Origin of the sequence: Aureimonas sp. AU12, assembly GCF_001463705.1 — a bacterium.
GTDB lineage: Bacteria > Pseudomonadota > Alphaproteobacteria > Rhizobiales > Rhizobiaceae > Aureimonas.
Genome location: NZ_BBWH01000008.1, coordinates 1 through 23,605, shown reverse-complemented (window position 1 = coordinate 23,605; position 23,605 = coordinate 1). Strand labels below are relative to the sequence as shown.

Genomic DNA, 23,605 nt, shown 5'->3' with positions numbered 1-23,605 from the left:
GGCGTCACTGCCCCAGTCGTTCGAGAAGCGCGGGAACGTGGACCTGATCGGCCTTGTAGTTGCCGGTCAGCACGTACATCACGATGTTGACGCCCGCGCGGTAGGCGTATTCGCGCTGCGACGGGTCGGCGGAATCGGTCGGGAAGACGAAGAGCCCGCTCTCGTCCACCGCCCAGGCCGAGGCGAAGTCGTTCGAGCTGATCATGATAGAGGACACGCCGTCGCCCGCGCTCGCCGGCCGGGCCTCGGCATCGGTCGAGCGCACCAGCGATTCCACCCAGAGGTCGGATCCAGTGTGGCGGCCGGGAAAGCCGTCCATGATGTAGAAGGCCTTGGTCAGCACATGGTCGGCCGGCACGGGCTCCAGCGGGGGAATGTCGAGATCGGCGAGGATGTCGCGCAGCCGCCGCTGGCCGGGCGAGACGGTGCCGTTCGTGATGTCGCCGCCGATCGCATCGCCCTCGACGTCGAAGAGCACGGTGCCGCCCTGCTTCATGTAGGCGTCGACCCGGCTGATCGCCGCCGCCGTCGGCATCGGTGCCGAGGCGTGGACCGGCCAGTAGAGGATGGGGAAGAAGGACAGCTCGTCCGACGCGATGTCGACCGCCATGGGGTCGCCGGGTTCGAGCGCGGTCTTCGACGCGATGAACTGCGACAGGCCGGCGAGGCCCTGCCGGGAGATGGCGTCTGTTGCCGCATCGCCAGTCTCGACATAGGCCAGATGCGTCGTCTCGGTGGCCGCGATCGCCTTCGTGGCATCAATGCCTTCGAGACCGGCTGTCGCCGCAGAGGGCGAAGAGGCCGCTGACGGTGGCGTTTGCGCCTCGGCACGGCCGGCCGGCAGCCCCGATGCCAAGGCGGCGGCGAGAAGCGCCACGGAAAGCGCCGATGCCGGGCTCGCGCGGCGCAGGCTCCGCGCCGCGCGGCCGAAGACTCCGTTGAGCCAGAGGAGGGCGAGCGCATCGAGCGCGAAGAGAATGATCGCGCCGGCGAAGAGCCAGGGCGTGAGGTCGGTTGCATCCTGCGTGCCGTAGGAGCGCGCGAGTGGCGCGACGCCGATGTCGAAGGGCCCGAGCGGGCGAAGCGCGGCGTCGGCGGCAAGGAGGTTCAAGGCGCGGTATCCTTCGGCGGTGCCGTAGAGGCCGGGCGGGTTCTCGGAACTGACCACGGGCGTCGATCCCACCGCGACCGTCAGCGGCTTCACCGCCGCGCCTGGCTGCGCAAGGCGCCCCGCGCCGTCCATGATCCGGTAGGGCGGCAGGATCTCCGGGCCGGTGGCGTCAGCCGAGCCGATCGAGCCGCGCGACAGCGTCACCACGCGGCGCAGCATGTCGACGAAGGCGCCGGAGATCGGCAGGTTCGACCACGTGGCCTCGGCCGTGGTGTGAAAGAGGATGATCGAGCCGGCGCCCCGCGTCGCGGCGGTGACGATCGGGGTGCCGTCGCGAAGGCTTGCCCAGGTGCGCTCCGAAAGCTCGGCCGAGGGCTCGGCGAGGATCTGGCGGGCGACGGTGACGTCGGCGGGAATGTCGATGCCGGCGAACGGACTGGTGGGGGCGACCGGCGCCAGCGTCTGCGGCTCTGACCAGGAGAGCGCACCGCCGAGCTGGCGTTCGCCGCCGCGAAGGCGCACCGGCACGAGCATATCCTCGGCGGTGGAAGCGGCCAGGCGCGGGCCGGCGAAGCGCAGCAGCGTGCCGCCGTTTTCGACGAAGCCGGTAAGCGCCTCGGTCGCAGCCGGCGGCATGACGCCGATATCGGCCAGCACGATGACGGAGGGGCGCTGCACCACCAGCGCGGGGATCGCGGTGGCGAGATCGGCGCTTGCGGCGCGCACGAGATCGGCGAACGGTTCGAGCGCGCGGGTGATGTAGTAGAGCGGCGAGAGCAGCGGCTGCGCGATGTCGGCGGCCTCGCCCGAGACGAGGCCGACCTTGCGGCGCTGGAAGCTGTCGTCGACGAGCCGCACGGCGGCGGCATCCGCCGCGCCGTCGCGCTCGATGCGGGCGATATCGTTGCGCAGCTCCACGGGCACGGCGAAGCGCGCCTCGCCCGCCGAGGCTCCGGCGGCGAAGGCGAGCGGCGCGCGGCCGATCTCGCGGTCCTGCGCATCGAGGGCGCGCAGCGCGACGCTGGACGCGGCGGTCTCGCCCTCGGGACGAACCCCCCGCACGATGAGCGCGTCGGTCGCGTTGTCGGCACCGGTCAGGCCGATGAGCCCGGCGACGGGGGGCGCGTAGAGGATCGCCTGTGCCGGCTGCAGCGCGCGAAGGGCCGTCGCGGCCTCCGCCGTTCCCGCCGACTCGAGGCCGTCCGACAGGAAGGCGACGCTGGCGCCCGGCTGGTTGGCCAGAACACCGGCGAGGCGTGTCGCGGCCGCGAGGCGGTTGGTGGGAATCGGGTGTGGCTCCGCCGCGGCCAGATGTTCGAGAGCGGTGGCCGCCTCGACGGGCGCCGGATCGTTCGCGGCGTCGTCGGCCGTGAGGAGCAGCGACACCGGGCGGCCGGCCTCGCCGGCCTCGCGGATCAGCCCCTCGGCGGCGGAACGGCGCGCATCCCAGTCGCGCGCGCTGGCCCAGCCATTGTCGAGCATCACCACGACCGGGCCGTCGCCAGAGAGCGCGCCCTGGCGCGGGTTGAGGATCGGGGTGGCCAGGGCGAGGATCACGAGCGCGGCCAGCAGCAGGCGCAGCAGCGTCAGCCACCATGGGCTCTTGGCCGGCGTCTCCTCGCGCCTGACGACCTGCTGCAGGATGCGCAGCGGCGGGAAGGTCTCGGTCTGCGGCCGGGGCGGCGTCAGGCGCAGAAGCCACCAGATCGCCGGCAGGACCGCGAGGCCCGCCAGAACCAGCGGCGCACCGAAGGACAGCGCGAGACCGCCCATCAGGCCCGGGCTCCCGCGGCCTGCGGCATGCCGCTGAGCCGGCCGTGCACGGCGATCAGCGGCTCGGAGGCGCGCCGGTCCGTGACGTGGAAGACGTGGCTCCAGCCGACATGGCGGCAATGGTCGGCGAGGGTGGCGCGGCGCGCGTCGAATAGAGTGCGGTAGTCCTCGCGGATCGTCTCGGCGCGTCCGGCGGTGATCTTCGCCCCGGTCTCGGGATCGCGGAACTCGGTGCGGCCGTGATAGGGGAAGGCGACTTCGGCGGGGTCGGCGATCTGGACGACATGCCCGCGAACGCCGCGCTGGGCGGCCGCGTCGATGCGCTCCAGGATCTCGTCCATCGGGTCGAGGAAGTCGCCGACGAGCACGACTTCGGAGAAGCGGCGGAACCGGTCGACATCGGGAAAGCCGGCGCCGGGCCGATTGCTCATCAGGGCTGCGGCGATGCGCTCGGCGGTGTTGCGGGCCGAGATCGGGTCGAGGACGCCGGGATAGCCGATGCGCTCGCCCGAGCGCGACAGGAGTTCGGCCAGCGCCAGCACGAGGACGAGCGCGCGGCTCTCCTTCGAAACGAGCTTGTCGGCCGACTGGAACAGCATGGAGGGCGAGGGGTCGGCCCAAAGCCAGACGGTTTGCGCCGCTTCCCATTCGCGATCGCGCAAGTACACGCTGTCGTCGCGCGCCGAGCGCCGCCAGTCGATGCGCGACACCGGCTCTCCGTCGACGAAGGGGCGGAACTGCCAGAAGTTCTCGCCCGCGCCGCGCCGCCGCCGGCCGTGCCAACCGGTCGTGACGGTCGCGACGACGCGCCGGGCCTCGACGAGGAGGTCGGGCAGGAGCGCCGCGCGTTGGCGGGCGCGCAGCAGAGCTTCGTGGCCGGTGGTCGCCTCGACGATGCGTCCGACTTGTCCCATCCGGCTCAGCCGATCGCGCGCGACAGCGTGGCGATGACGTCGCGCACGCCCGTACCATCGGCGCGTGCGGCGAAATTCAGCGCCATGCGGTGCTGCAGGATCGGCTCGGCCAGGGCGCGAACGTCGTCGATCGAGGGCGCCAGGCGCCCCTCGTAGAGCGCGCGGGCGCGCACGCAGGTCATCAGCGCCTGGCTGGCGCGCGGGCCGGGACCCCAGGCCACATGTGCGTCGGCCTCCTTCGAGCCGTGGCCGGGGCGGGCCGAGCGCACGAGCGACAGGATCGCCTCGACCACCGTTTCGGGCACCGGCATGCGGCGCACCAGCATCTGGATCTCGCGTAGGCGCTCGGCGGTCATCACTGCCGCAGCGCGCTCTTCCGAGACGCCGGTCGTCGCCATGAGGATGCGCCGCTCGGCATCGATCGTCGGGTAGGGCACGTCGACCTGACACAGGAACCGATCGAGCTGCGCCTCGGGCAGCGGGTAGGTGCCCTCCTGCTCCAGCGGGTTCTGCGTGGCGAGGACATGGAAGGGTGCCGGCAGGTCGTGCCGCTCGCCGGCCACCGTCACGTGATACTCCTGCATCGACTGGAGCAGCGCGGACTGGGTGCGCGGCGAGGCCCGGTTGATCTCGTCGGCCATCAGGAGCTGCGCGAAGACCGGCCCGCGCACGAAGCGGAAGGAGCGCCGCCCGTCGGCATTCTGGTCCATCACCTCGGTGCCGACGATGTCGGAGGGCATAAGGTCCGGCGTGAACTGGACACGGCGGGCATCGAGCCCGAGCACCACGCCGAGCGTTTCCACGAGCTTGGTCTTGGCCAGACCGGGCACGCCGACGAGCAATGCATGGCCGCCGGCGAGGATCGCCACGAGCACCTGCTCGACGACGCTCTCCTGGCCGAAGATCACGCGCCCGACCGAGGCGCGGGCGGCGGCGATGTCGGCCAGCGCGGTCTCGGCCTGCGCCACCATCGCCGCGGCGTCGAATGTCGGCTCGGTGGGTGCGAGAAGCGTCATCCTGCGGCCTTCCTGTTGGGATCGCGGTGGCGACTAGAGGAAAGTCGTCCGGTGCGCTCATTGAATCGGCCGGGCCATCGTCTGGCAAGCACGGGGCGCGCAACTATTTCGTGACGAGCAAGGCCGGCCAAAATAAGACCGCACCTGCAGCATGGCGGCCCCCGGCTCCCGAGCCGCCGGACCTCGTCATGCCGAGACCGCGTCGAAGGATGGAGGACATCATGCCGCAAGCGCCGGACACCGCGACGGGGAGCGTCACCCTGGAGGCGCTGGCCTCGCGCGCCGAACGCGCCGGTCGCGATGCGCCCCCGGTGGAACTCTGGAACCCCGCCCATTGCGGCACGCTCGACATCGCCATCGACGAGGAAGGGCGCTGGCACCACGAGGGCGCACAAATCGAGCGCGAGGCGCTGGTGCGCCTGTTCTCCACGATCCTGCGGCGCGAGGCGGACGGCAGCTTCGTGCTGGTGACGCCGGCCGAGAAGATGGCGATCCGCGTCGCCGACGTGCCGTTTCTCGGCGTGGAGATGGCGGTGGAGGGCGAGGGCGCGAACCAGACCCTGCGCCTTCGCACCAATGTCGGCGATCTCGTGACCATCGATGCCGCGCATCCGCTGCGTTTTGCCGGCGGCGGGAATGGCTTTCGCCCCTACGTCCTCGTGCGCGGCGGGTTGGAGGCGCGGCTGACCCGCGCGCTGGCGATCGATCTCGCCGGGCTTCTGGAAGAGAGCGAAGCCGGCCTCGTGCTGCGTTCGGCCGGGTCGATCTTCCCGGTTCCCCCGCAGGCCGAGGGCGAGGCCGGCGATGCGTGACGCCGCCGGTTCGATCGACGTCGAGGACCTGCGCCGGCGGCTGGCCGCGCGAGGGCTCGGCGCACTCGAGGCCGAGAGCGGCGACCATGTGCTGAACCCCGACATAGAGCAGTTGACCGAGGGGCCGTCGGTGCGCGAGGCGGCGGTTCTCGTGCCGGTGGTGGACCGGCCGGCGGGGGCCAGCGTCATCCTGACCACCCGCGCAGCGAGCCTTCGCCAGCATTCCGGCCAGATCGCGTTTCCCGGCGGGTCGGTCGATCCCGGCGATGCGTCGATCGAGGTGGCGGCGCTGCGCGAGGCGCGTGAGGAGATCGGGCTGGACAGCGCCCATGTCGAGCTCGTCGGCCGGCTGCCGCGCTATCGCACCACGACGGGGTTCCGCATCACGCCGGTGCTCGGCATCGTCTCGCCCGGCTTCAGCCTGCGGCCCGACCCGGCGGAGGTCGCCGATATCTTCGAGGTGCCGCTGGCCTTCCTCATGGACGGCACCAACCACACCCGTGACAGCCGCGTCTGGCAGGGCCATATCCGGCACTTCTACACGATGCCGTTCGGCGAACGTTACATCTGGGGCGTCACCGCGGGGATCCTGCGCACGCTCTACGAAAGGCTCTACGCGACATGACACGCATCGAGGCGGACTGGCTCCGCGACCCCGCCCTGCAGGATCTTCTCGCCGCGCTGTCCGGCGAGGGCGAGGAGGCGCGCGTCGTCGGCGGCGCCATACGCAATACGCTGATGGGCCGGCCGATCACCGATGTCGACATCGCCACCACGACCCTTCCGGCAGAGACCGTGCGCCGTGTCGAGGCGGCGGGCTTCCGGGCCATTCCCACCGGGATTGAGCACGGCACCGTGACGGCGGTGCGCGACGGGCGGCCCTTCGAGGTCACGACGCTGCGGCGCGACGTCGACACGGATGGGCGCCATGCCGTGGTCGCCTTCGGGCGCGACTGGCAGGCCGATGCCGAGCGGCGCGACTTCACGATGAATGCGCTGACCTGCGATGCCGAAGGCACCGTCCACGATCTCGTCGGCGGCATCGAGGACATCGAAAACGGCGTGCTGCGTTTCATCGGCGATGCCGCCGGCCGTATCGAGGAGGATTACCTGCGCATCCTGCGCTTCTTCCGCTTCTTCGCCTGGTACGGCGGCGGGCGGCCGGACGGGGAGGGCCTGCGGGCCGCGACGCGCTTGAAGGGCGGCATGGGCAAGCTCTCGCCCGAGCGGGTCTGGGCCGAGTTGCGCAAGCTTCTGGCAACACCCGATCCCTCGCGCAGCCTCCTCTGGATGCGCCAGACCGGCGTCCTCAGCCTCGTGCTGCCCGAAAGCGAGAAATGGGGGATCGACGCCGTCCATGGGCTGATGGAGGCCGAGCGCGCCCATGGCATCGCGCCCGATCCGATCCTGCGCCTCGAGGCCATCGTGCCGCCCGATGCCGCGCGCATGGACGAACTCGCCAAGCGGCTCCGGCTGTCCAATGCCGACCGGGGCCGGCTGGTGGCCTGGGCCAGGGCTGACGCGCCCAAGCTTGACGAGAGCGACGGTGGCTTTGCGGTTCGGCTCTATTTCGGCGACCGTATCGCCATCGCCGACCGGCTGCGCATCGCGATGGCCGCGCTCAAGCCCAAGGCAGCCGGCGATCCCGACCTGCTGCCGGTGATCGCGATCGCGGCGCGGCGCCTGGCGCAGGCGCTGGCCTTCGAGCCGCCGGCCTTCCCGGTCTCAGGGCATGATCTCGGCGAGCGCGGCGTGGCGGCCGGTCCCGACCTCGGCGCCAAGCTGACGGTGCTGAAGCGCGCTTGGGCGGAAAGCGGCTTCACGCTCGGTCGCGACGCGCTGCTGGCGATGATCTGACCCGCGATCTTACGCATTAAAAAAAGGCGGGCTGTGCGGCCCGCCTTGTCCTGCCGGCCCGAAGGCGGCTTTTCGTCTAGTGCGCGGTTTCCTGCACCTGGTCGCGGAATGCATCCATCATCCGCGGCGTGATGGTTTCGACGCCGAGCTGCTTGGCCTGCGAAACCGCGCGGCGGATCACTTCCGCCGTGGACTCCGCGCGAATGACCCGCTGACAGCCGGGAATGACACCGGAACAGTTGAGTTCGTACATGCGAGACCTCCCGAGTTACCTTCTCCCACCACAGGAAATTTCCCGTTCGTGGAAGGTTTCAAGAAGGACGCACGACGGATTCGTCAGTCCACCAAACAATCTGCCGATCGCCGTCCATCCGCGCGATGCCGACCGTGACGCCTGACGCGTCGCGGTCGAGGGACCGTAGCATCGGCGCCGTCGCCGCGGAGGGATGAATATTGCGTTTCCGGCGGCTGGGAGAAATGTCCTACCGCCTGATTATTCGATGGGCAGAGGATCGGTCATGGCCACTTCACCACGGGCGGCATGGAAGACAGAATCGAGTTGACGTTGCCGCCCGTCTTCAGGCCGAAAAGCGTCCCGCGATCGTAGAGCAGGTTGTACTCGACATAGCGCCCGCGCCGCACCAGCTGCTCCTCGCGGTCCTCCTGCGTCCAGTGGGTCGCGGCGTTCTGGCGAACGAGGTGCGGATAGACCACGAGGAAGGCCTTGCCGACATCCTTGGTGAAGGCGAAGTCGGCGTCCCAGCCGCCCTTCTCCTCGGGCGAGTGCAGCCAGTCGTAGAAGATGCCGCCGACGCCCCGCGCCTCGTTGCGATGGGGCAGGAAGAAGTACTCGTCGCACCATTCCTTGTACTTGGCGAAGTCGGCCACCGCGCCGTGGCGGTCGCAGACGAATTTCAGCGCCCGGTGGAAGGCCTGCGTGTCCGGATCCTCCGCCGTGCGCCGGCGGTCGAGGGTCGGCGTCAGGTCGGCGCCGCCGCCGAACCACTGGCCGGTGGTCACGACCATTCGCGTGTTCATGTGAACGGCCGGCACGTGCGGGTTGCGCATGTGGGCGATGAGCGAGATGCCGGAGGCCCAGAAGGAGCGGTCGGCGCCGGCGCCGGGGATCTGCTTGGCGAAGTCCTCGCTGAGTTCGCCGTGGACGGTGGAGGTGTGGACGCCCACCTTCTCGAAGACGCGGCCATGCATCATCGACATGACGCCGCCGCCGCCCTCGTTTTCACGGCTCCAGGGCGTGCGCTCGAAGCGGCCGGCGGCCATGCCGTCCTCGTCGCCGAACTCGTCCTCGATCTGCTCGAAGCTCTGGCAGAGCCGGTCGCGCAGGGCCTCGAACCAGACGCGCGCAAGCTCTTTCTTCTCGTCGATGTTCTCCGGCAAGCCCTGTGGCAGTTCGGGACGTTCCATCTTCAAGTCTTTCTCGCCCCGTCGCCGGTGCGTTCAGCGGTCCTTCCTTTCCCGCGTACCAGCAACGTCGCAGTTTCGAAAGCGGTCACGGCTTCGAGAGCGCAGCGATTCACGACGATTCTTAAAGACGCGACCGGAGCTGCGCCGGATCGACTCGAAAGTTCACCGGTGCGGCGCTATCTTGAGCTGATCAACCTGACCGCCACCCGGATCTCGAGCGACGCCTTCGATGCCATCGAACACCAGACCCCCGCTTGATGGGCTCCGGCGTCACCTTCGGGCCCGGCGCACCAAGCCCGCGACGCCCGCCGACAGTTTCGTGCGCGAGACCTTCAAGCTGCCGCGCCCCGAGGCGCGCTTGATGGCGCGCGAATGGTTCGCCCGCTATCCCAAGGCCGCCTACTGGACGCAGGTCGAAAGCTGGCGCCTGCTGCCGGACGACGAGGTCGAGTTCACGATGCGCCGTCTGCCCTCGGCCGACTGAACGGCGCCGACCCCGATCTTGGATGGGCGTTGGCTGATGCAGGGGGCCAGGCCCGTTGCCGCATCACTTCGCCGGCCACCATCGCGACGCTGACGGCGAGGTTGAGCGAACGCGCGCCGGGGCGCATCGGGATCGTCGCGGTCTCGTCGGCGAGGTCATGGACGGCCGGCGGCACGCCCGCGCTCTCGCGGCCGAACAGGAGGATGTCGCCGGGTTGGTAGGCGAGGTCGCAATAGCCAGTCTCGGCCTTCGTCGTCAGCAGCACGAGGCGGCGACCGCTCGCGCGGCGGGCCGCGTCGAAGGCGGCGAAATCGACATGTCGCGTGAGCGTCGCGAGTTCGAGATAGTCCATGCCGGCACGCTTGAGATTGCGGTCCGACAGGTCGAAGCCGGCGGGCTCGATGATCTCGACGGATAGGCCGAGGCAGGCGCCGAGTCGCAGGATCGTGCCGGTGTTGCCGGCAATGTCGGGTTGATAGAGGGCGATCGAGGGGAGCATCATGGCACCCTGCCTATCGCGCGCCGCACGCGGCGAAAACCCTTCCCGGGCTCGCGTTGGGTTCTCCGCGGCATCGGCACCGCGTGAAAGCGCGGGCGCCCCGCCTATATGAAACGCAATCGCATGGCCGCCTTCGGGACGGCACTCGCTGCCTTCTGAGGCGGCGATCGCACTGACCGACCGGATGGACCGATGTTTTCTTACTTCGAGCGGCTCGTCGACGCGTTTCCGGACGCCGACCCCAAGCACCCGCCGCGCACGCTGTTCGGCTTCGTCTGGTACTACGCCAAGCCGATCTGGCCGTTGCTTCTCCTCTATGCCATCGGCACGACGCTCATCTCGGTGGCTGAAGTCTCGCTCTTCGGCTTCCTCGGCAGCATCGTCGACTGGCTCTCGACGACCTCGCGCGAGACCTTCCTTCGCGACGAGGGCTGGCGGCTGGCGGGCATCGCCGGCGTCGTGCTGCTGGCCCTGCCGGCGCTGACCTTCGCCTCCTCGCTCATTTCCTTCCAGGCGATCTTCGGCAACTTTCCGATGCGCTTCCGCTGGAGCGTCCACAACTGGCTCCTTGGCCAGTCGCTCGGCTTCTTCCAGGACGAGTTCGCCGGGCGGATCTCGACGAAGCTGATGCAGACGGCGCTCGCGATCCGCGAGACCGTGATGAAGACGATCGGCGTGATGCTCTACGTCGCCGTCTACTTCACCGGCATCCTTGTGATGATCGCTGCGGCCGACTGGCGGCTGGTGCTGCCCTTCGTCGCCTGGCTCGCGATCTACATCCTCATGCTCCGGCACTTCATTCCGAAGCTGATGCGGGTCGCCTCGGACCAGGCCGATGCGCGGGCGATGATGAACGGGCGCATCGTCGACGCCTATTCCAACATCGGCACGGTGAAGCTCTTCGCCCATACCGAGCGCGAGGCCGTGCACGCCCGGCACAGCATGGAGGAGTTCCTCGTCACGGTGCGTGGGCAGGCGCGGCTGATCAACCTGTTCTTCTCTTCGCTCTACGCGCTCAATTCGGCGCTGCTCTTCTCGGTCGGCGCCATCGGCATCGGCCTGTGGACGAACGAACTGCTGTCCGTCGGCGCCATCGCCGTGGCGATCGGTCTGGTGCTGCGCCTCAACGGCATGAGCCAGTGGATCATGTGGGAGGTCTCCGAGCTGTTCGAGAACATCGGCACGATCCGCGACGGCATCGCCACGTTCACCCTGCCGGTGGCGCTGACCGACGCCCCGGACGCGCGCCCGCTGGCGGTGCCAGCGGGTGAGGTCGTCTTTGACAGGGTGGGCTTTTCCTATGGGCGCGCGGCGCCGCACCGGGCCGCCGGGCCGGTGGTGGAGGAGTTCACGCTGCGCATCCGCCCCGGCGAGAAGATCGGTCTCGTCGGCCGTTCGGGGGCCGGCAAGTCGACGCTGCTCAACCTGCTGCTGCGCTTCTACGATGTCGAGAGCGGTCGCATTCTGATCGACGGCCAGGACATCGCCGGGGTGACGCAGAACTCGCTGCGCGGCGCGATCGGCGTCGTCACGCAGGACACCTCGCTCCTCCACCGCACGATCGGCGAGAACATCCTCTACGGACGCCCCGACGCCACCCCGGCCGATCTCGACCACGCGGTGGAGCGCGCCGAAGCGGCCGGCTTCATCGCGGGCCTCGCGGACAGCGCCGGACGGCGCGGGCTCGACGCCGAGGTCGGCGAGCGCGGCGTCAAGCTCTCGGGCGGCCAGCGCCAGCGCATCGCCATCGCCCGCGTCATGTTGAAGGACGCGCCGATCCTCCTCCTCGACGAGGCGACCTCGGCGCTGGATTCGGAGGTCGAGGCGGCGATTGCTGAGAACCTCTACCGATTGATGGAGGGCAAGACGGTGATCGCCGTGGCCCATCGCCTCTCGACGATCGCCGCGCTCGACCGGCTGATCGTGATCGACCGCGGCCGGATCATCGAGGAGGGCAGCCACGCCGAGCTGATCGCCCGCGAAGGGCTCTATGCCTCGCTCTGGCGTCGGCAGGCCGGGGGCTTCCTCGATGCCGGCGACGAGACCGCCGCCATGGAGAGCGAGGTGGATACCAAGACCCCGGCGACGCGCACCGACGACCTTCGAGCCGCCGAATGATGGAGCGTTTCCTCGCGCGCTTCGAAGGTGTGATCGATCCGTTCGGCGAGGAGTCGACCACCGACGGACGGCCCCGGCGCGTCGGCGAGTTGCCACCGCTGCCGGCCGAGACCAACCGCTTCATCTGGCACTTCGCCCGGCAGGCGCGCTGGCCGCTGATCGGCCTTCTCGTCACCGGCGGGCTGACCGGCGCGGTCGAGGCGGCGCTCTACACCGGCGTCGGCTGGATCGTCGATGCGCTGAGCACCTCGACCCCCGCGACGCTCTGGGCCGAGCACGGCGCGATGCTAGTCGCTCTGGCCGCGCTGACGCTCGTCGTGCGCACGCTCGTTCTCTTCGCGGCGTCGATCCTCGAAGAGCAGATCGTCATCCCGTCCTTCTACAACCGCATCCGCTGGCAGGCCTACCGGCGGCTGATGGACCAGAGTTACACGTTCTTCCAGAACGACTTTGCCGGCCGCATCGCGCAGAAGGTGCAGCAGGTGGGCGAGGCCACCGGCGACTTCATCGTCACGACGCTGCAGACCTTCTGGAGCTTCGTCACCTTCGTGGTGCTGGCTGCCACGATTCTCGGCGCGCTCGATCCTTGGATGGCGCTCGTCCTCGGGGTCTGGTCGCTCGGCTATGCCTGGATCGTGCGGGATCTCCTGCCGCGCATCCGAAAGTATGGCCGCGCCACTGCCGACGCGCGCTCCGTGGTCTCGGGCCGCGTCGTCGACAGCTTCACCAACATCCTGTCGGTGAAGCTCTTCGATTCGCATCGCCGGCAGGACGTCTTCGTCGAGGACGGCTTCCGCCGCTTCGTCGAGGCTGTCAGGCGCATGACCCGCGCGTTGACCACGGTGCGCACCGCCGTCGCGGTGCTCAACGGCCTGATGATGGCCGGCATCGGCGCGCTCGCCATCGCCGGCTGGCAGGACGGGCGACTGTCCACCGGCGCGGTCGCGGTCGCGCTCGGCCTCGTCTTGCGGCTCAACCAGATGAGCGGCTGGATGATGTTCAACATCAACGGCCTCGTGCGCAACTACGGGACGATCCAGGACGCCGTCGCAACCGTCACCGTCGCGCCCAAGCTCCTCGACCGGCCCGATGCGCCGGACCTGCGCCCTGGTCGCGGCGCCGTCGAATTTCGCGACGTGACGTTCCATTACGGGCGGGGCGGGGGCGTGGTGCAGAACTTCCAGCTCGCGATCGCGCCGGGCGAGAAGATCGGCCTCGTCGGGCGGTCGGGCGTCGGCAAGACGACGCTCGTGAATCTCCTCCTCCGGCTCTACGACGTCGAGGGCGGGGCGATCCTGGTGGACGGGCAGAACATCGCGGGCGTCACGCAGGGCTCGCTGCGCGGCGCCATCGGCGTCGTCACGCAGGACACCTCGCTCTTCCATCGTTCGATTCGCGACAACATCGCCTACGGGCGTCCCGACGCCAGCGAAGAGGAGATCGTGGCCGCGGCGCGCCGCGCCAACGCCTACGACTTCATCCAGACCGTGCGTGATCCCGCCGGGCGCACCGGGTTCGAGGCGCATGTCGGCGAGCGCGGCGTGAAGCTCTCGGGCGGCCAGCGGCAGCGAATCGCGATCGCCCGGGTGTTCCTGAAGAACGCCCCGATCCTCGTCCTCGACGAGGCGACCTCGGCGCTCGACACCGAGGTCGAGGCCGCGATCCAGGAGAATCTCGCGGCGATGATGGAGGGCAAGACCGTGATCGCCATCGCCCACCGCCTGTCGACGATCGCCAGCCTCGACCGGCTCGTGGTGATCGACGACGGGCGCATCGTGGAGGAGGGAACCCATCGCCAGCTCACCGCACGGGGCGGCCTCTATGCGTCGCTCTGGGCCCGGCAGTCTGGCGGCTTCCTGCCCTCGGCGGCTGCCGAGTGACGATGACACGGCAGTCCGGCGGCGACCAGGTTGTGTCGCGCTTGCCTCATAAGCGACATAGTGCCCGGAAGCGTTGCCCCAGTCTGGACAAGTTCCAAGGGGCTGCGTAAGAAAACGCGCCGAAAGTGGCTTTCCGTGGCAGTGTGCGCCGTCCCCTTTCCGGCGACCCGTCTGGCCGCCGTTGCATGAAATTGGCTTGTGGGCCTCCCCAGTCCGCGACCCCTGAAGGAGCGTCATTTCCCGTGAGCGTCGACCACAGCAGCGAACCCACACGCCGGGACTTCCTCTACATCGCCACGGGCGCCGCGGGTGTCGTCGGCGCCGCCTCTCTCGCCTGGCCCTTCATCGACCAGATGAATCCGGATGCCGCGACCTTGGCGCTGGCGCAGGTCGACGTCGATATCAGCCAGATCGCCGAGGGGCAGTCGATCACCGCCAAGTGGCGCGGCAAGCCGATCTTCATCCGTCAGCGCACCGCCAAGGAGATCGAAGAGGGCAAGGCCGTCGACCTCGGCGAACTGAAGGATCCGATCGCCCGCAACGCAAACCTTCCGCCGGACGCACCGGCCACCGACGCCAACCGCTCGGCGACCGGCCAGGAGAAGTGGCTGGTGATGGTCGGCGTTTGCACGCATCTCGGCTGCATTCCGCTCGGCCAGTCCGGCGACTACGACGGCTGGTACTGCCCGTGCCACGGCTCGTCCTACGACACGGCAGGCCGAATCCGACGCGGTCCCGCGCCCGAGAACATGGCCGTGCCGCTGTTCGAATTCGCGACCCCCACCACCATTCGCATCGGCTAAGGGAGAGGCACCCCACCATGAGCGGTCATTCGTCCTACGTGCCGTCCGCCGGCGTCATGCGCTGGCTCGACGCGCGCCTGCCGCTTCCGCGGCTTCTCTACGACAGCTTCGTCGCCTTCCCGGTGCCGCGAAACCTGAATTACGCCTATACGTTCGGCGGCATTCTCGCGATCTTCCTCGCCTCGCAGATCCTCACGGGCGTCGTGCTGGCGATGCATTACGCGGCCAATTCCGGCCTCGCCTTCCAGTCGGTCGAGCACATCGTGCGCGACGTGAACTGGGGCTGGCTGCTGCGCTACATGCATGCCAACGGCGCTTCGTTCTTCTTCATCGCCGTCTACCTCCACATCTTCCGCGGCCTCTACTACGGCTCCTACAAGGCGCCCCGCGAAGTGCTGTGGATCCTCGGCGTGATCATCTTCCTCCTGATGATGGCCACGGCCTTCATGGGCTACGTGCTGCCCTGGGGCCAGATGTCCTTCTGGGGCGCCACCGTCATCACCGGCTTCTTCACCGCCTTCCCGGGCGTCGGCACCGCCATTCAGACGCTTCTGCTGGGCGGCTTCGCGGTGGACAACGCCACGCTCAACCGCTTCTTCTCGCTGCACTACCTGCTGCCCTTCATGATCGCCGGCGTCGTGATCCTGCACATCTGGGCGCTGCACGTGGTCGGCCAGACCAACCCGACGGGCGTCGAGGTCAAGTCGTCGAAGGACACCGTGCCCTTCACGCCGCATGCGACGATCAAGGACGGCTTCGCCATGGTCGTCTTCATGGCCGTGTTCGCCTACTTCCTGTTCTACATCCCGAACTACCTCGGCCATCCCGACAACTACATTCCGGCCAACCCGCTGCAGACCCCGGCGCACATCGTTCCGGAATGGTACTTCCTGCCGTTCTACGCGATGCTGCGCGCCATCACCTTCAACATCGGCCCGATCGACTCCAAGCTCGGCGGCGTGCTCGTGATGTTCGGTTCGATCATCGTCCTGTTCTTCCTGCCCTGGCTCGATACGAGCCGCGTCAAGTCGACGACGTATCGGCCGCTCTACAAGATCTTCTTCTGGGTCTTCGCCGTGAACGCCGTGATCCTCGGCTGGCTCGGCTCGCGTCCGGCGGAAGGCATCTATCCGATCCTGTCGCTGATCGGGACGATCTACTACTTCGCTCATTTCCTCATCGTCCTGCCGGTGCTCGGTCTCATCGAGACCCCGCGCAAGCTGCCGAACTCGATCAGCGAAGCCGTCCTGGCCAAGCATGGCGGTGCCCGCGGCGTTCCGGTCGGTGCCGCCGCGTCTCCGGAAACCAAAGGCTGATGAAGCGTTCGAAGGACCTAGCAATGAAACGGCTTCTTTCAGCTTTCCTGGCGGCGGGCGTCGTGCTCGCTCCGGTGATCGCTCTCGCGCAGGACCCGGCCGCCCCGGCGGCCGAAGGGCAGATCGTCGGAGATGCACCGGGCGCCGCGCCCGACTCCGCCAAGGGCGCGGAGGCTTCGACCTCCGGCTCGGCCGGCGAGGCGCATGCGACCCCGCATTACCCGTTGAAGCGTCCCGCCGAACTCGACTGGACCTTCGCCGGTCCGTTCGGTCACTGGGATCTCGGCCAGCTTCAGCGTGGCCTCAAGGTCTACAAGGAAGTCTGCTCGACCTGTCACTCGATGAACCTCGTGTCCTTCCGGAACCTCGAGGCTCTCGGCTACTCGGACGCGCAGGTCCGCGCGCTCGCCGCCGAGTACCAGATCACCGACCCGAACCCGAACGCGTCCGGCGAGATGTTCCAGCGGCCGGGCATCCCGTCCGACCGTCTGCCGTCGCCCTACCCGAACCCGGAAGCGGCTGCCGCGGCGCTGGGCGGTGCCCATCCGCCGGATCTTTCGCTTCTGGCGAAGGCCCGTTCGGTGGAGCGCGGCTTCCCGACCTTCATCTTCGACATCGCCACGCAGTATGCCGAAGGCGGGCCGGACTATATCCATGCCCTGCTGACAAGTTACGGTCAGGACGTGCCGGAGCACATCGTCGTCCAGCCGGGGACCTATTACAATCCTGCGTTCATCGCCGGCCCTGCGCTGGCCATGCCGAACCCGCTCAGCGCCGGTGCCGTCAGCTACGACGACGGCGCGCCGACGACGGTCGAGCAGTACTCGCGGGACGTGTCGGCCTTCCTGATGTGGGCCGCCGAGCCCCACCTCGTGGAGCGCAAGGCGACCGGTTTCGTGGTGATGATCTTCCTCATCGGCTTCGCCATCATGCTGTATCTGGTGAAGAACCGCGTCTGGGCGAACACGCCGCACTAGTGCGGCGACACCCGCTCGACGATTGCTGAGAAGGGGCCGAAAGGCCCCTTTTCCATTTCTGGTTGCGGGGCGCCGCAGCAAACGCTTTCTTCATCTGCCCATGCGTAATCTGCAGTTGAACAAGGGAGGAGCGGGGAGACATGAGAAGACCGAACGCTCTTGTCCTGTTCCGGGCCGGCGCCGCCGTTCTTCTCGTCTGTGCGGGCCTGCTCGGCTACTTCGGTCTGCGCGTCGCGCTCGAGTCGAGCTCCACGGCCGACCGGAGCCTCGAGCAGCTCAAGGGCTTCGAGATCGCCTTCACCGCTCTGTCGGCCGTCACGGCCGAACGCCTGCCGACCGAGGCGGTGCTCGCCGCCGACTCCGGTTTCGACGACAACGAACTTGCCCGCATGACGCAAGCGCGTCGCACCACCGACGAAGCGCTGAAGCGGCTGGAGTCCAGCCTGACCGAATTCGGCTGGCGCGAGCCGCCGAACTTCAACTTCCTCAGCGCTCGCCTGCGGTCCGAGCGACAGCGCGTCGACCTGATGAAGACGACGCCCCTGCACGAGCGCCGCGTCGGCGAGCAGGGGTCGATCATTCGTGGTTTCATCTCGCTCAGCGAGTCCGCCGAGCCGTTCGTCGACGTGGCGGCCAAAGCGGTGATTGCCGCCGATACCGACCTCGGTGGGCAGGTGACGATGGCACGCCTGCTCGGCGCCATGCACGAGGCGGCGGTTCGCCTGTCTTCCGAAGTCATGCCGACCATCGCGGCCAAGGTCGTCATTCCGATCGATCTGCAGAGCGCCGTTCTGCGCACCCAGCAGCGCATTCTCGCGCTGTGGGATGTCGGCGCGTCGCAACTGGAAAGTGCGCCGACGCACGAGCGTCTGGCCAAGGCGCTGGCCGCCATTCGCGGCGACTATTTCGGCAAGGGTTTCTCCTTCCTGCAACGCATCGTCGAGCGTCAGTCGATCCGCGTGAACCCATCCCTCAACGCGCGCCGGATCAGCGCTCTCTACGAGCAGACGACGCAACCCATCGCCGAACTGCGGGACCTCTACGTCGCCGAGATGGTGGATGGCGCGCGCGCGCGCCAGAAGGAGGCGTTGACCAACACCGTCGTCACGCTTGTCCTGACGCTGACCATGCTGGCGGTGGTGCCGTGGCTCGGGTGGATCGCCTACCGCGAAGTCCTGCGCCCGCTGCTCGTCTTCCGTTCGCAGATCGTGGCCATCTGCGAGCGCAAGACACATGCCGAGACGCCCTATTTCGGCACCGTGCCGCAGGTTCGCGGGCTTTACCGCGCGCTCCAGACCCTGTGGGAACTGGAGCGCGAGCGCGAGGCCATCGACCGCGAGCGGCAGATCCTCTCCGAGCGCCTGCGGGTGCTCTCGGAGACGGACCAGCTGACGGGTCTCCTCAATCGTCGCGGCCTCGAAGTCGCGCTGGCGGAGCTCGATCGCGGAGCGTCCGCTTCGCTGGCCTTCCTTCTGTTCGACATCGATTACTTCAAGGCGATCAACGACAGTTTCGGCCACGGAATGGGCGACCGCGTCCTGCAGGCGCTGGCGCGGATCCTGTCGCAGGCTTCGGCACCCGGCGTCGTCGCGGCGCGCTACGGCGGCGAGGAGTTCGCCGTGGCGGTGGCGGACTGGAGCCAGACGGATGTCCTGGCTCTGGCGGAGGAAATCCGCCGCGAGATCGAGTGCTGCCGCATTCCCAACGGGGCAGAGGCCCCGCTGCAGGTCACCGCCAGCTGCGGACTGGCGGTCGCATCGTGTCCCGACGCGGATTGGGGCGAGTTGATCGTGCAGGCCGACGCGGCGCTCTACGCCGCCAAGGCGGCCGGGCGAAACCGCGTGCGTGCGACGAACGCCATTCTCTCGCAGTGGACGGCGCAGACGACCGTCGAGCCCGACGCCGACACGTCTCTCGACGCCGTCCTGAAGGCGTCCTGAGGTCAGTCCGCCTTCGGCGGTTCCTCGACCTGAACGAAGACCTTTCCCAGCATCGAAAAGGCGAGTGCGCCGGCCTCGTTGCGGGCCTCGACGCGCGTCGAGATCAGCCCCCAATCCGGGCGCGACGCCGAGATGCGCTTGCCGATGACGGTCTGCGTGTAGTGCAGCGTCTCGCCCGCCCGCACGGGCAGCAGCCAGCGCAATTCGCCGACGCCGGGGGAGGGGCCGAAGACCGGGCGCACCAGCCCCGCCGCCGCTCGCTCATCGGCGACGCGCTGCTGATGAAGGACGTTGAGGCGCATGAAGATCGAGGCGGTCTGCCAGCCGGAAGCGCAGAGGCCGCCGAGCACGCTGCGCGCGGCCGCTTCCTCGTCGAGATGGAAGGGCTGTGGGTCGAACCGCCCGGCGAAGCGCAGGATGCTCTCGCGCGTGAACGTGTAGTGGCCGAGATCCTCGACATGGCCGATGTCGAACTCGTCCCAGTACCTCATCGGACGAACCCTTCGCGGGTCAGGAGCATGACGGAGTACTCGCAGACGAGCACCGTCTCGTCGCGCTCGTTGCGCACCGTGTTGCGGATCTTGCAGAGGCCGAGATGCGGGCGAGAACGCGAGGGCCGGGCCTCCAGCACGCGGGCCTCGCCCGAAAGGACATCGCCGGGGCGCACCGGGCGCATCCATTTCACGAACTCGACGCCGGGCGAGCCCTGCGAACTCGAGTCGAGGACGAAGGCATCGCACATCATCCGCATCATCATCGCGCAGGTGTGCCAGCCCGAGGCCGACAGCCCGCCGAGCATCGAAGCGTCGGCCGCCTCGTCGTCGAGATGGAAAGGCTGCGGGTCGAACTCGGCGGCAAATTCGAGGACCGCGTCTCGCTCGACCGCATAAGGCCCGAGCGGCAGCGTCGTCCCGACGGCAAAGTCCTCGAAGGTCCGCATGGAGGTCTCCCGCCGGGTCGGTCCGGTTCGCGCATCATAGAGGCTTGCGGGCGGCGCGCCAAAGCCCGCCCGCGCGCCTCGAGCCGTCAGACGTTGAACTTGAACATCAGGATGTCGCCGTCCTGCACGACGTATTCCTTGCCTTCGTCGCGCGCCTTGCCGGCTTCCTTCGCTGCCACTTCGCCGCCGAGCGACACGAAGTCGTCGTAGGCGATGGTCTGGGCGCGGATGAAGCCCTTCTCGAAGTCGGTGTGGATGACGCCGGCGGCCGCGGGCGCCTTCGAGCCCCGCTTGACGGTCCAGGCGCGGGTCTCCTTCGGGCCGACCGTGAAGTAGGTGATGAGTTCGAGAAGGCCGTAGCCTTCGCTGATCAGGCGATCGAGGCCGGGCTCGTGCAGGCCCATCGCCTCCAGATATTCGGTGACCTCGGCCTCGGGCAGCTGCGCGATCTCGGATTCGATCGCGGCGGAGATCACGACGCTGCGGGCGCCCTGGCGCCTGGCCATCTCTTCGACGGCGGCCGAGTAGGTATTGCCCGTCGCGGCGTCGCCTTCGGCGACGTTGCAGACGTAAAGCACGGGCTTGGAGGTCAGGAGGTTAAGGTTGCGCAGGATCTGGCGCTCGTCGGCATCGAAGCCGGCCACCAGCACGCGTGCGGGCTCGCCGGCCTGAAGCTTGGCGAGCACGGCTTCCATCACCGGCACCTGCGCCAGCGCTTCCTTGTCCTTGCCAGCAGCCTTCTTGCGGGTTGCCAGAATCCGGCGCTCGAGGCTGTCGAGATCCGAGAGCATCAGCTCGGTCTCGACGGTCTCGGCATCGGCGGCCGGATCGATGCGGTTCTCGACATGGGTGATGTCGTCGTCCTCGAAGCAGCGCAGCACGTGGACGATCGCGTCGACTTCGCGGATGTTGGCGAGGAACTGGTTGCCGAGCCCTTCGCCCTTCGAGGCGCCGCGCACGAGGCCGGCAATGTCGACGAAGGTGATGCGGGTCGGAATGATCTGCGCCGACTTGCCGATCTTGGCGATGGCCTGCATGCGCTTGTCGGGAACGCCGACGTCGCCGGTGTTCGGCTCGATCGTGCAGAACGGATAGTTGGCGGCCTGCGCGGCGGCCGTCTTCGTCAGCGCGTTGAAGAGGGTGGACTTGCCGACGTTCGGAAGTCCCACGATGCCGCAGCGAAAGCCCATGCCCTAGTCGTCCTTGATCGAGTGTGGCGCATCGCGCCCGCTCGCCGATCCCCGAGTGCCAGGGCCGGCGGGTTGTGAATGTCAGTCCTTGGCGCCGAACAGCTTGCGCAGCATGCCCGCCATCGGCCCGGTGTCGGGCATCGGCGGCGGCGAGGCCGATCGCGCCGGCCGGATGTGGCTTTCGGCCTTGGGCTTGGGCGCCGCGACCTTGGCGCCGCCGCCCTTGGCGCCGCTCGGCTCTTCCGAGTTCAAGGCCAGCGCCACGCGGTTCATGAACACGGCGTCCTCGCCCTTCGCCAGCGCGTCGACATTGCGCGCCACCGCTTCGAGCAGCGGCGCCAGCCAGTCACGGTCGGCCTTGGCGAAGTCGCCGAGGACATGCGGGTTCACCCGTTCCTTCGAGCCGGGATGGCCTATGCCGAGCCGCACCCGCCGGTAGTCCTTGCCCAGATGCGCGTCGATCGAGCGCAGGCCGTTGTGGCCGCCGTTGCCGCCTCCGGTCTTCACGCGGACCTTGGCGGGCGGCAGGTCGAGTTCGTCGTGAAGGACGACGATGTCGGCAGGTTCGATCTTGTAGAAGCCGGCGGCCGCGGCGACCGAGCGCCCGCTGTCGTTCATGAAGGTGAGGGGCTTCAGCAGGAAGACCTTGCGGCCAGCGACCTGCCCTTCGGAGATCTCGCCCTGAAACTTCTTCGACCACGGCCCGAAGGCGGGATCGCGCGCGATCTCGTCCACGGCCATGAAGCCGATATTGTGCCGGTTACCGGCATATTGCGGGCCGGGATTGCCCAATCCTGCGATCAGCAGCATGTGCCCGGCCTCCTCAGGCGAACGCGTGTGGCATGCGAGGGTCGGGCGGGGATCTGGCACCCCGCCCGAGGCCGCATCAGTTGCCGGTCTTCGGCTCGTCCTCGGCGGTCGCGTCGGTCTGCTCGATGACTTCGGTCACCGGCGTCTCGGCGTCGAGCTCGTCGACTTCCTCGGCCATCGGCGGCACGATCGTGGCGACGACGAAATCCTCGTCGGTCGTCAACGACACGCCGTTCGGCAGCTTGAGCGCGGACGCGTGGACCGCGTCGCCGATCTCGAGCCCGGTGAGGTCCACCGTGAAGCCCTCGGGGATCGACTGCGCGGGGCACTCGACCTCGATGTCGTGGTGAACGACGTTGAGCACGCCGTCATGGGCCTTGATGCCCGGCGCCGCGTCTTCGTTCTCGAAGTGGACGGGGATGCGCACGGTCACGACCGTCCGCGCGGAAACGCGCAGGTAGTCGATGTGAACCAGAGTGTCCTTGATCACGTCGAGCTGGTAGTCCTTGGGGAGGACCTGGATCTGCTGACCGTTGAGGTCGATGTTGATCACTGTCGTCAGGAAGCCGCCGGCGTGCAGCTTCAGGAAGGTCTCCTTGTAGGGGACCGCGATCGACAGGGGCGCCTGCTTGTCACCGTAGATGACGGCGGGCACCATGTTGCTGCGGCGAAGATGTCTGGCGGCCCCCTTGCCGACCTTCTCGCGCGCTTCAGCCTTGACCGTGTAGCTCTCGCTCATGGTTTGAAGTCCTTTGGTTTCATCAGAGGTTGTCGCGTCGGTATCCCGCAAAGGACCGGAACGACGAAAAGCGGCTGGGATGAGCCGCTTTTCGTCCGCGCTGCCTCCAAGGGTGTCCGCGCGGACGTGGTGCCTATAGCGCGGGGGTCGCCCGATCGCAACCCGCTGGAGGCGGTCAGCCGATACCGGAACAAGACCTCCACGGAACGGCCCGGGCTCGTATGGGCGATCAGCCGAGGCTCGGTCCGATGTCCTTGCCGCTCGGGGTGCAGACCTCAAGCGCGCGCAAGCAGACAGGCGTTCAGTCGAAGAGGGAGGAGACCGACTGTTCGGTCGTGGTGCGGGCGATAGCCTCGCCGAGCAGCGTCGCGGTGGTGACGACGCGGATGTTGCGGGCGTCGCGGATCGCTTTGGTCGGCTCGATCGAATCGGTGATCACCAGTTCCTCGATCGACGAGGCGGCGATGCGGGCGACGGCGCCGCCCGAGAGGACGCCGTGGGTGATGTAGGCGCGCACGCCCTTGGCGCCCGCCGCCATCAGCGCATCGGCCGCGTTGCAGAGCGTGCCGCCGGAATCGATGATGTCGTCGATGAGGATGCAGTGCCGGCCCTCGACCTCGCCGATGATGTTCATCACCTCGGACTCGCCCGGCTTCTCGCGGCGCTTGTCGACGATGGCAAGCGGGGCGTCGAGACGCTTGGCCAGCGAACGGGCGCGCACCACGCCGCCGACGTCGGGCGAGACCACCATGACGTGCTCGGTGTCGAGATGCTCCTTGATGTCGCGGGCGAGCAGCGGCACGGCGAAAAGGTTGTCGGTGGGGATGTCGAAGAACCCCTGGATCTGCCCGGCATGGAGATCCATCGTCATCACCCGGTCGGCGCCGGCGCGGGTGATGAGGTTGGCGACGAGCTTGGCCGAGATCGGCGTGCGGCCGCCGGCCTTCCGGTCCTGGCGGGCATAACCGAAATAGGGAAGAACCGCCGTGATGCGGCGGGCC

The 23,605-nt window shown here is 68.4% G+C and carries 22 protein-coding genes; 10 read left to right on the top strand and 12 right to left on the bottom strand.

Going from position 1 to position 23,605, the window contains the following annotated elements:
- Positions 1-4 precede the first annotated feature (4 nt).
- Genes AUL33_RS03635 through AUL33_RS03625 form a run of 3 tightly spaced genes read right to left on the bottom strand, consistent with a single transcriptional unit; the run spans position 5 to position 4,814 of the window.
- A complete protein-coding gene (locus tag AUL33_RS03635; protein ID WP_062203807.1) occupies positions 5-2,884 on the bottom strand; it encodes a DUF4159 domain-containing protein in 2,880 nt (959 codons plus the stop codon).
- Positions 2,884-3,798 (bottom strand): DUF58 domain-containing protein, encoded by a 915-nt coding sequence (locus tag AUL33_RS03630; protein WP_062203805.1) that lies wholly within the window; start codon positions 3,796-3,798, stop codon positions 2,884-2,886. Before AUL33_RS03630 ends, AUL33_RS03635 begins: the two co-directional genes overlap by 1 nt.
- 5 nt (positions 3,799-3,803) lie before the next feature.
- Positions 3,804-4,814, bottom strand: coding sequence for a MoxR family ATPase (locus AUL33_RS03625; RefSeq protein ID WP_062203803.1), 1,011 nt, complete (start codon positions 4,812-4,814; stop codon positions 3,804-3,806).
- A 221-nt stretch (positions 4,815-5,035) separates the two neighbouring features.
- Here AUL33_RS03625 and AUL33_RS03620 point away from each other — a divergent pair, with 221 nt between their 5' ends.
- The 3 genes from AUL33_RS03620 to AUL33_RS03610 are packed head-to-tail and all read left to right on the top strand — an operon-like array spanning position 5,036 to position 7,483.
- Entirely contained in the window at positions 5,036-5,626 is a 591-nt protein-coding gene (locus AUL33_RS03620; protein ID WP_062203870.1) for a DUF1285 domain-containing protein, read from the top strand.
- On the top strand, positions 5,619-6,251 hold the full coding sequence (locus AUL33_RS03615; RefSeq protein ID WP_062203800.1) for a CoA pyrophosphatase: 633 nt from the start codon (positions 5,619-5,621) through the stop codon (positions 6,249-6,251). The genes AUL33_RS03620 and AUL33_RS03615 overlap by 8 nt, the downstream gene beginning before the upstream one ends.
- Entirely contained in the window at positions 6,248-7,483 is a 1,236-nt protein-coding gene (locus tag AUL33_RS03610) for a CCA tRNA nucleotidyltransferase (RefSeq protein WP_062203797.1), read from the top strand. The genes AUL33_RS03615 and AUL33_RS03610 overlap by 4 nt, the downstream gene beginning before the upstream one ends.
- Positions 7,484-7,559: 76 nt before the next feature.
- Here AUL33_RS03610 and AUL33_RS21485 read toward each other — a convergent pair whose 3' ends face one another.
- Both AUL33_RS21485 and hemF read right to left on the bottom strand, forming a co-directional pair.
- Positions 7,560-7,736, bottom strand: a complete 177-nt coding sequence (locus AUL33_RS21485; RefSeq protein WP_082652286.1) for a DUF1059 domain-containing protein — start codon at positions 7,734-7,736, stop codon at positions 7,560-7,562.
- A 263-nt stretch (positions 7,737-7,999) separates the two neighbouring features.
- A complete protein-coding gene (gene hemF / locus AUL33_RS03605; protein WP_062203867.1) occupies positions 8,000-8,908 on the bottom strand; it encodes an oxygen-dependent coproporphyrinogen oxidase in 909 nt (302 codons plus the stop codon).
- A gap of 229 nt (positions 8,909-9,137) precedes the next feature.
- Between hemF and AUL33_RS03600 the strand changes: the two genes are divergently transcribed.
- The gene (locus tag AUL33_RS03600) at positions 9,138-9,392 is read left to right on the top strand and encodes a hypothetical protein (protein ID WP_062203794.1); all 255 of its coding nucleotides are present in this window, start codon (positions 9,138-9,140) and stop codon (positions 9,390-9,392) included.
- Here the strand turns inward: AUL33_RS03600 and AUL33_RS03595 are convergent.
- Entirely contained in the window at positions 9,361-9,891 is a 531-nt protein-coding gene (locus AUL33_RS03595; RefSeq protein WP_082652288.1) for a tRNA (cytidine(34)-2'-O)-methyltransferase, read from the bottom strand. The two genes, AUL33_RS03600 and AUL33_RS03595, sit on opposite strands and share 32 nt — an antisense overlap.
- Before the next feature lie 192 nt (positions 9,892-10,083).
- Here AUL33_RS03595 and AUL33_RS03590 point away from each other — a divergent pair, with 192 nt between their 5' ends.
- The 6 genes from AUL33_RS03590 (at position 10,084) to AUL33_RS03565 (ending at position 18,925) form a co-directional block, all read left to right on the top strand.
- Positions 10,084-12,009 (top strand): ABC transporter ATP-binding protein, encoded by a 1,926-nt coding sequence (locus AUL33_RS03590; protein WP_062203792.1) that lies wholly within the window; start codon positions 10,084-10,086, stop codon positions 12,007-12,009.
- Positions 12,006-13,889, top strand: a complete 1,884-nt coding sequence (locus AUL33_RS03585; protein ID WP_062203790.1) for an ABC transporter ATP-binding protein — start codon at positions 12,006-12,008, stop codon at positions 13,887-13,889. Before AUL33_RS03590 ends, AUL33_RS03585 begins: the two co-directional genes overlap by 4 nt.
- 185 nt (positions 13,890-14,074) lie before the next feature.
- On the top strand, positions 14,075-14,692 hold the full coding sequence (petA, locus tag AUL33_RS03580; RefSeq protein WP_156419268.1) for a ubiquinol-cytochrome c reductase iron-sulfur subunit: 618 nt from the start codon (positions 14,075-14,077) through the stop codon (positions 14,690-14,692).
- Between the two features lie 17 nt (positions 14,693-14,709).
- On the top strand, positions 14,710-16,008 hold the full coding sequence (locus AUL33_RS03575; protein WP_062203784.1) for a cytochrome b N-terminal domain-containing protein: 1,299 nt from the start codon (positions 14,710-14,712) through the stop codon (positions 16,006-16,008).
- Positions 16,009-16,031: 23 nt separating this feature from the next.
- Positions 16,032-16,985 (top strand): cytochrome c1, encoded by a 954-nt coding sequence (locus tag AUL33_RS03570; protein WP_062203781.1) that lies wholly within the window; start codon positions 16,032-16,034, stop codon positions 16,983-16,985.
- Positions 16,986-17,125: 140 nt separating this feature from the next.
- Positions 17,126-18,925, top strand: a complete 1,800-nt coding sequence (locus tag AUL33_RS03565; RefSeq protein ID WP_062203777.1) for a diguanylate cyclase — start codon at positions 17,126-17,128, stop codon at positions 18,923-18,925.
- Between the two features lie 2 nt (positions 18,926-18,927).
- On the opposite strand, the gene AUL33_RS03560 is transcribed toward AUL33_RS03565, so the two are convergent.
- The 6 genes from AUL33_RS03560 to AUL33_RS03535 form a co-directional block, all read right to left on the bottom strand.
- The gene (locus AUL33_RS03560) at positions 18,928-19,416 is read right to left on the bottom strand and encodes a MaoC family dehydratase (protein WP_062203774.1); all 489 of its coding nucleotides are present in this window, start codon (positions 19,414-19,416) and stop codon (positions 18,928-18,930) included.
- Positions 19,413-19,865 carry a MaoC family dehydratase gene (locus AUL33_RS03555; RefSeq protein WP_062203771.1) on the bottom strand — a complete coding sequence of 151 codons (453 nt, stop codon included), beginning with the start codon at positions 19,863-19,865 and terminating at the stop codon, positions 19,413-19,415. Before AUL33_RS03555 ends, AUL33_RS03560 begins: the two co-directional genes overlap by 4 nt.
- Before the next feature lie 86 nt (positions 19,866-19,951).
- A complete protein-coding gene (gene ychF / locus AUL33_RS03550) occupies positions 19,952-21,055 on the bottom strand; it encodes a redox-regulated ATPase YchF (protein ID WP_062203768.1) in 1,104 nt (367 codons plus the stop codon).
- Positions 21,056-21,136: 81 nt separating this feature from the next.
- Positions 21,137-21,865: an aminoacyl-tRNA hydrolase gene (gene pth / locus AUL33_RS03545; RefSeq protein ID WP_062203763.1), complete on the bottom strand. Its 729-nt coding sequence runs from the start codon at positions 21,863-21,865 to the stop codon at positions 21,137-21,139.
- A gap of 76 nt (positions 21,866-21,941) precedes the next feature.
- On the bottom strand, positions 21,942-22,604 hold the full coding sequence (locus tag AUL33_RS03540) for a 50S ribosomal protein L25/general stress protein Ctc (RefSeq protein ID WP_062203760.1): 663 nt from the start codon (positions 22,602-22,604) through the stop codon (positions 21,942-21,944).
- 301 nt (positions 22,605-22,905) lie between these two features.
- Positions 22,906-23,605 (bottom strand): ribose-phosphate pyrophosphokinase (locus AUL33_RS03535; RefSeq protein WP_062203758.1); only part of this gene is annotated, 700 nt, incomplete at its 5' end.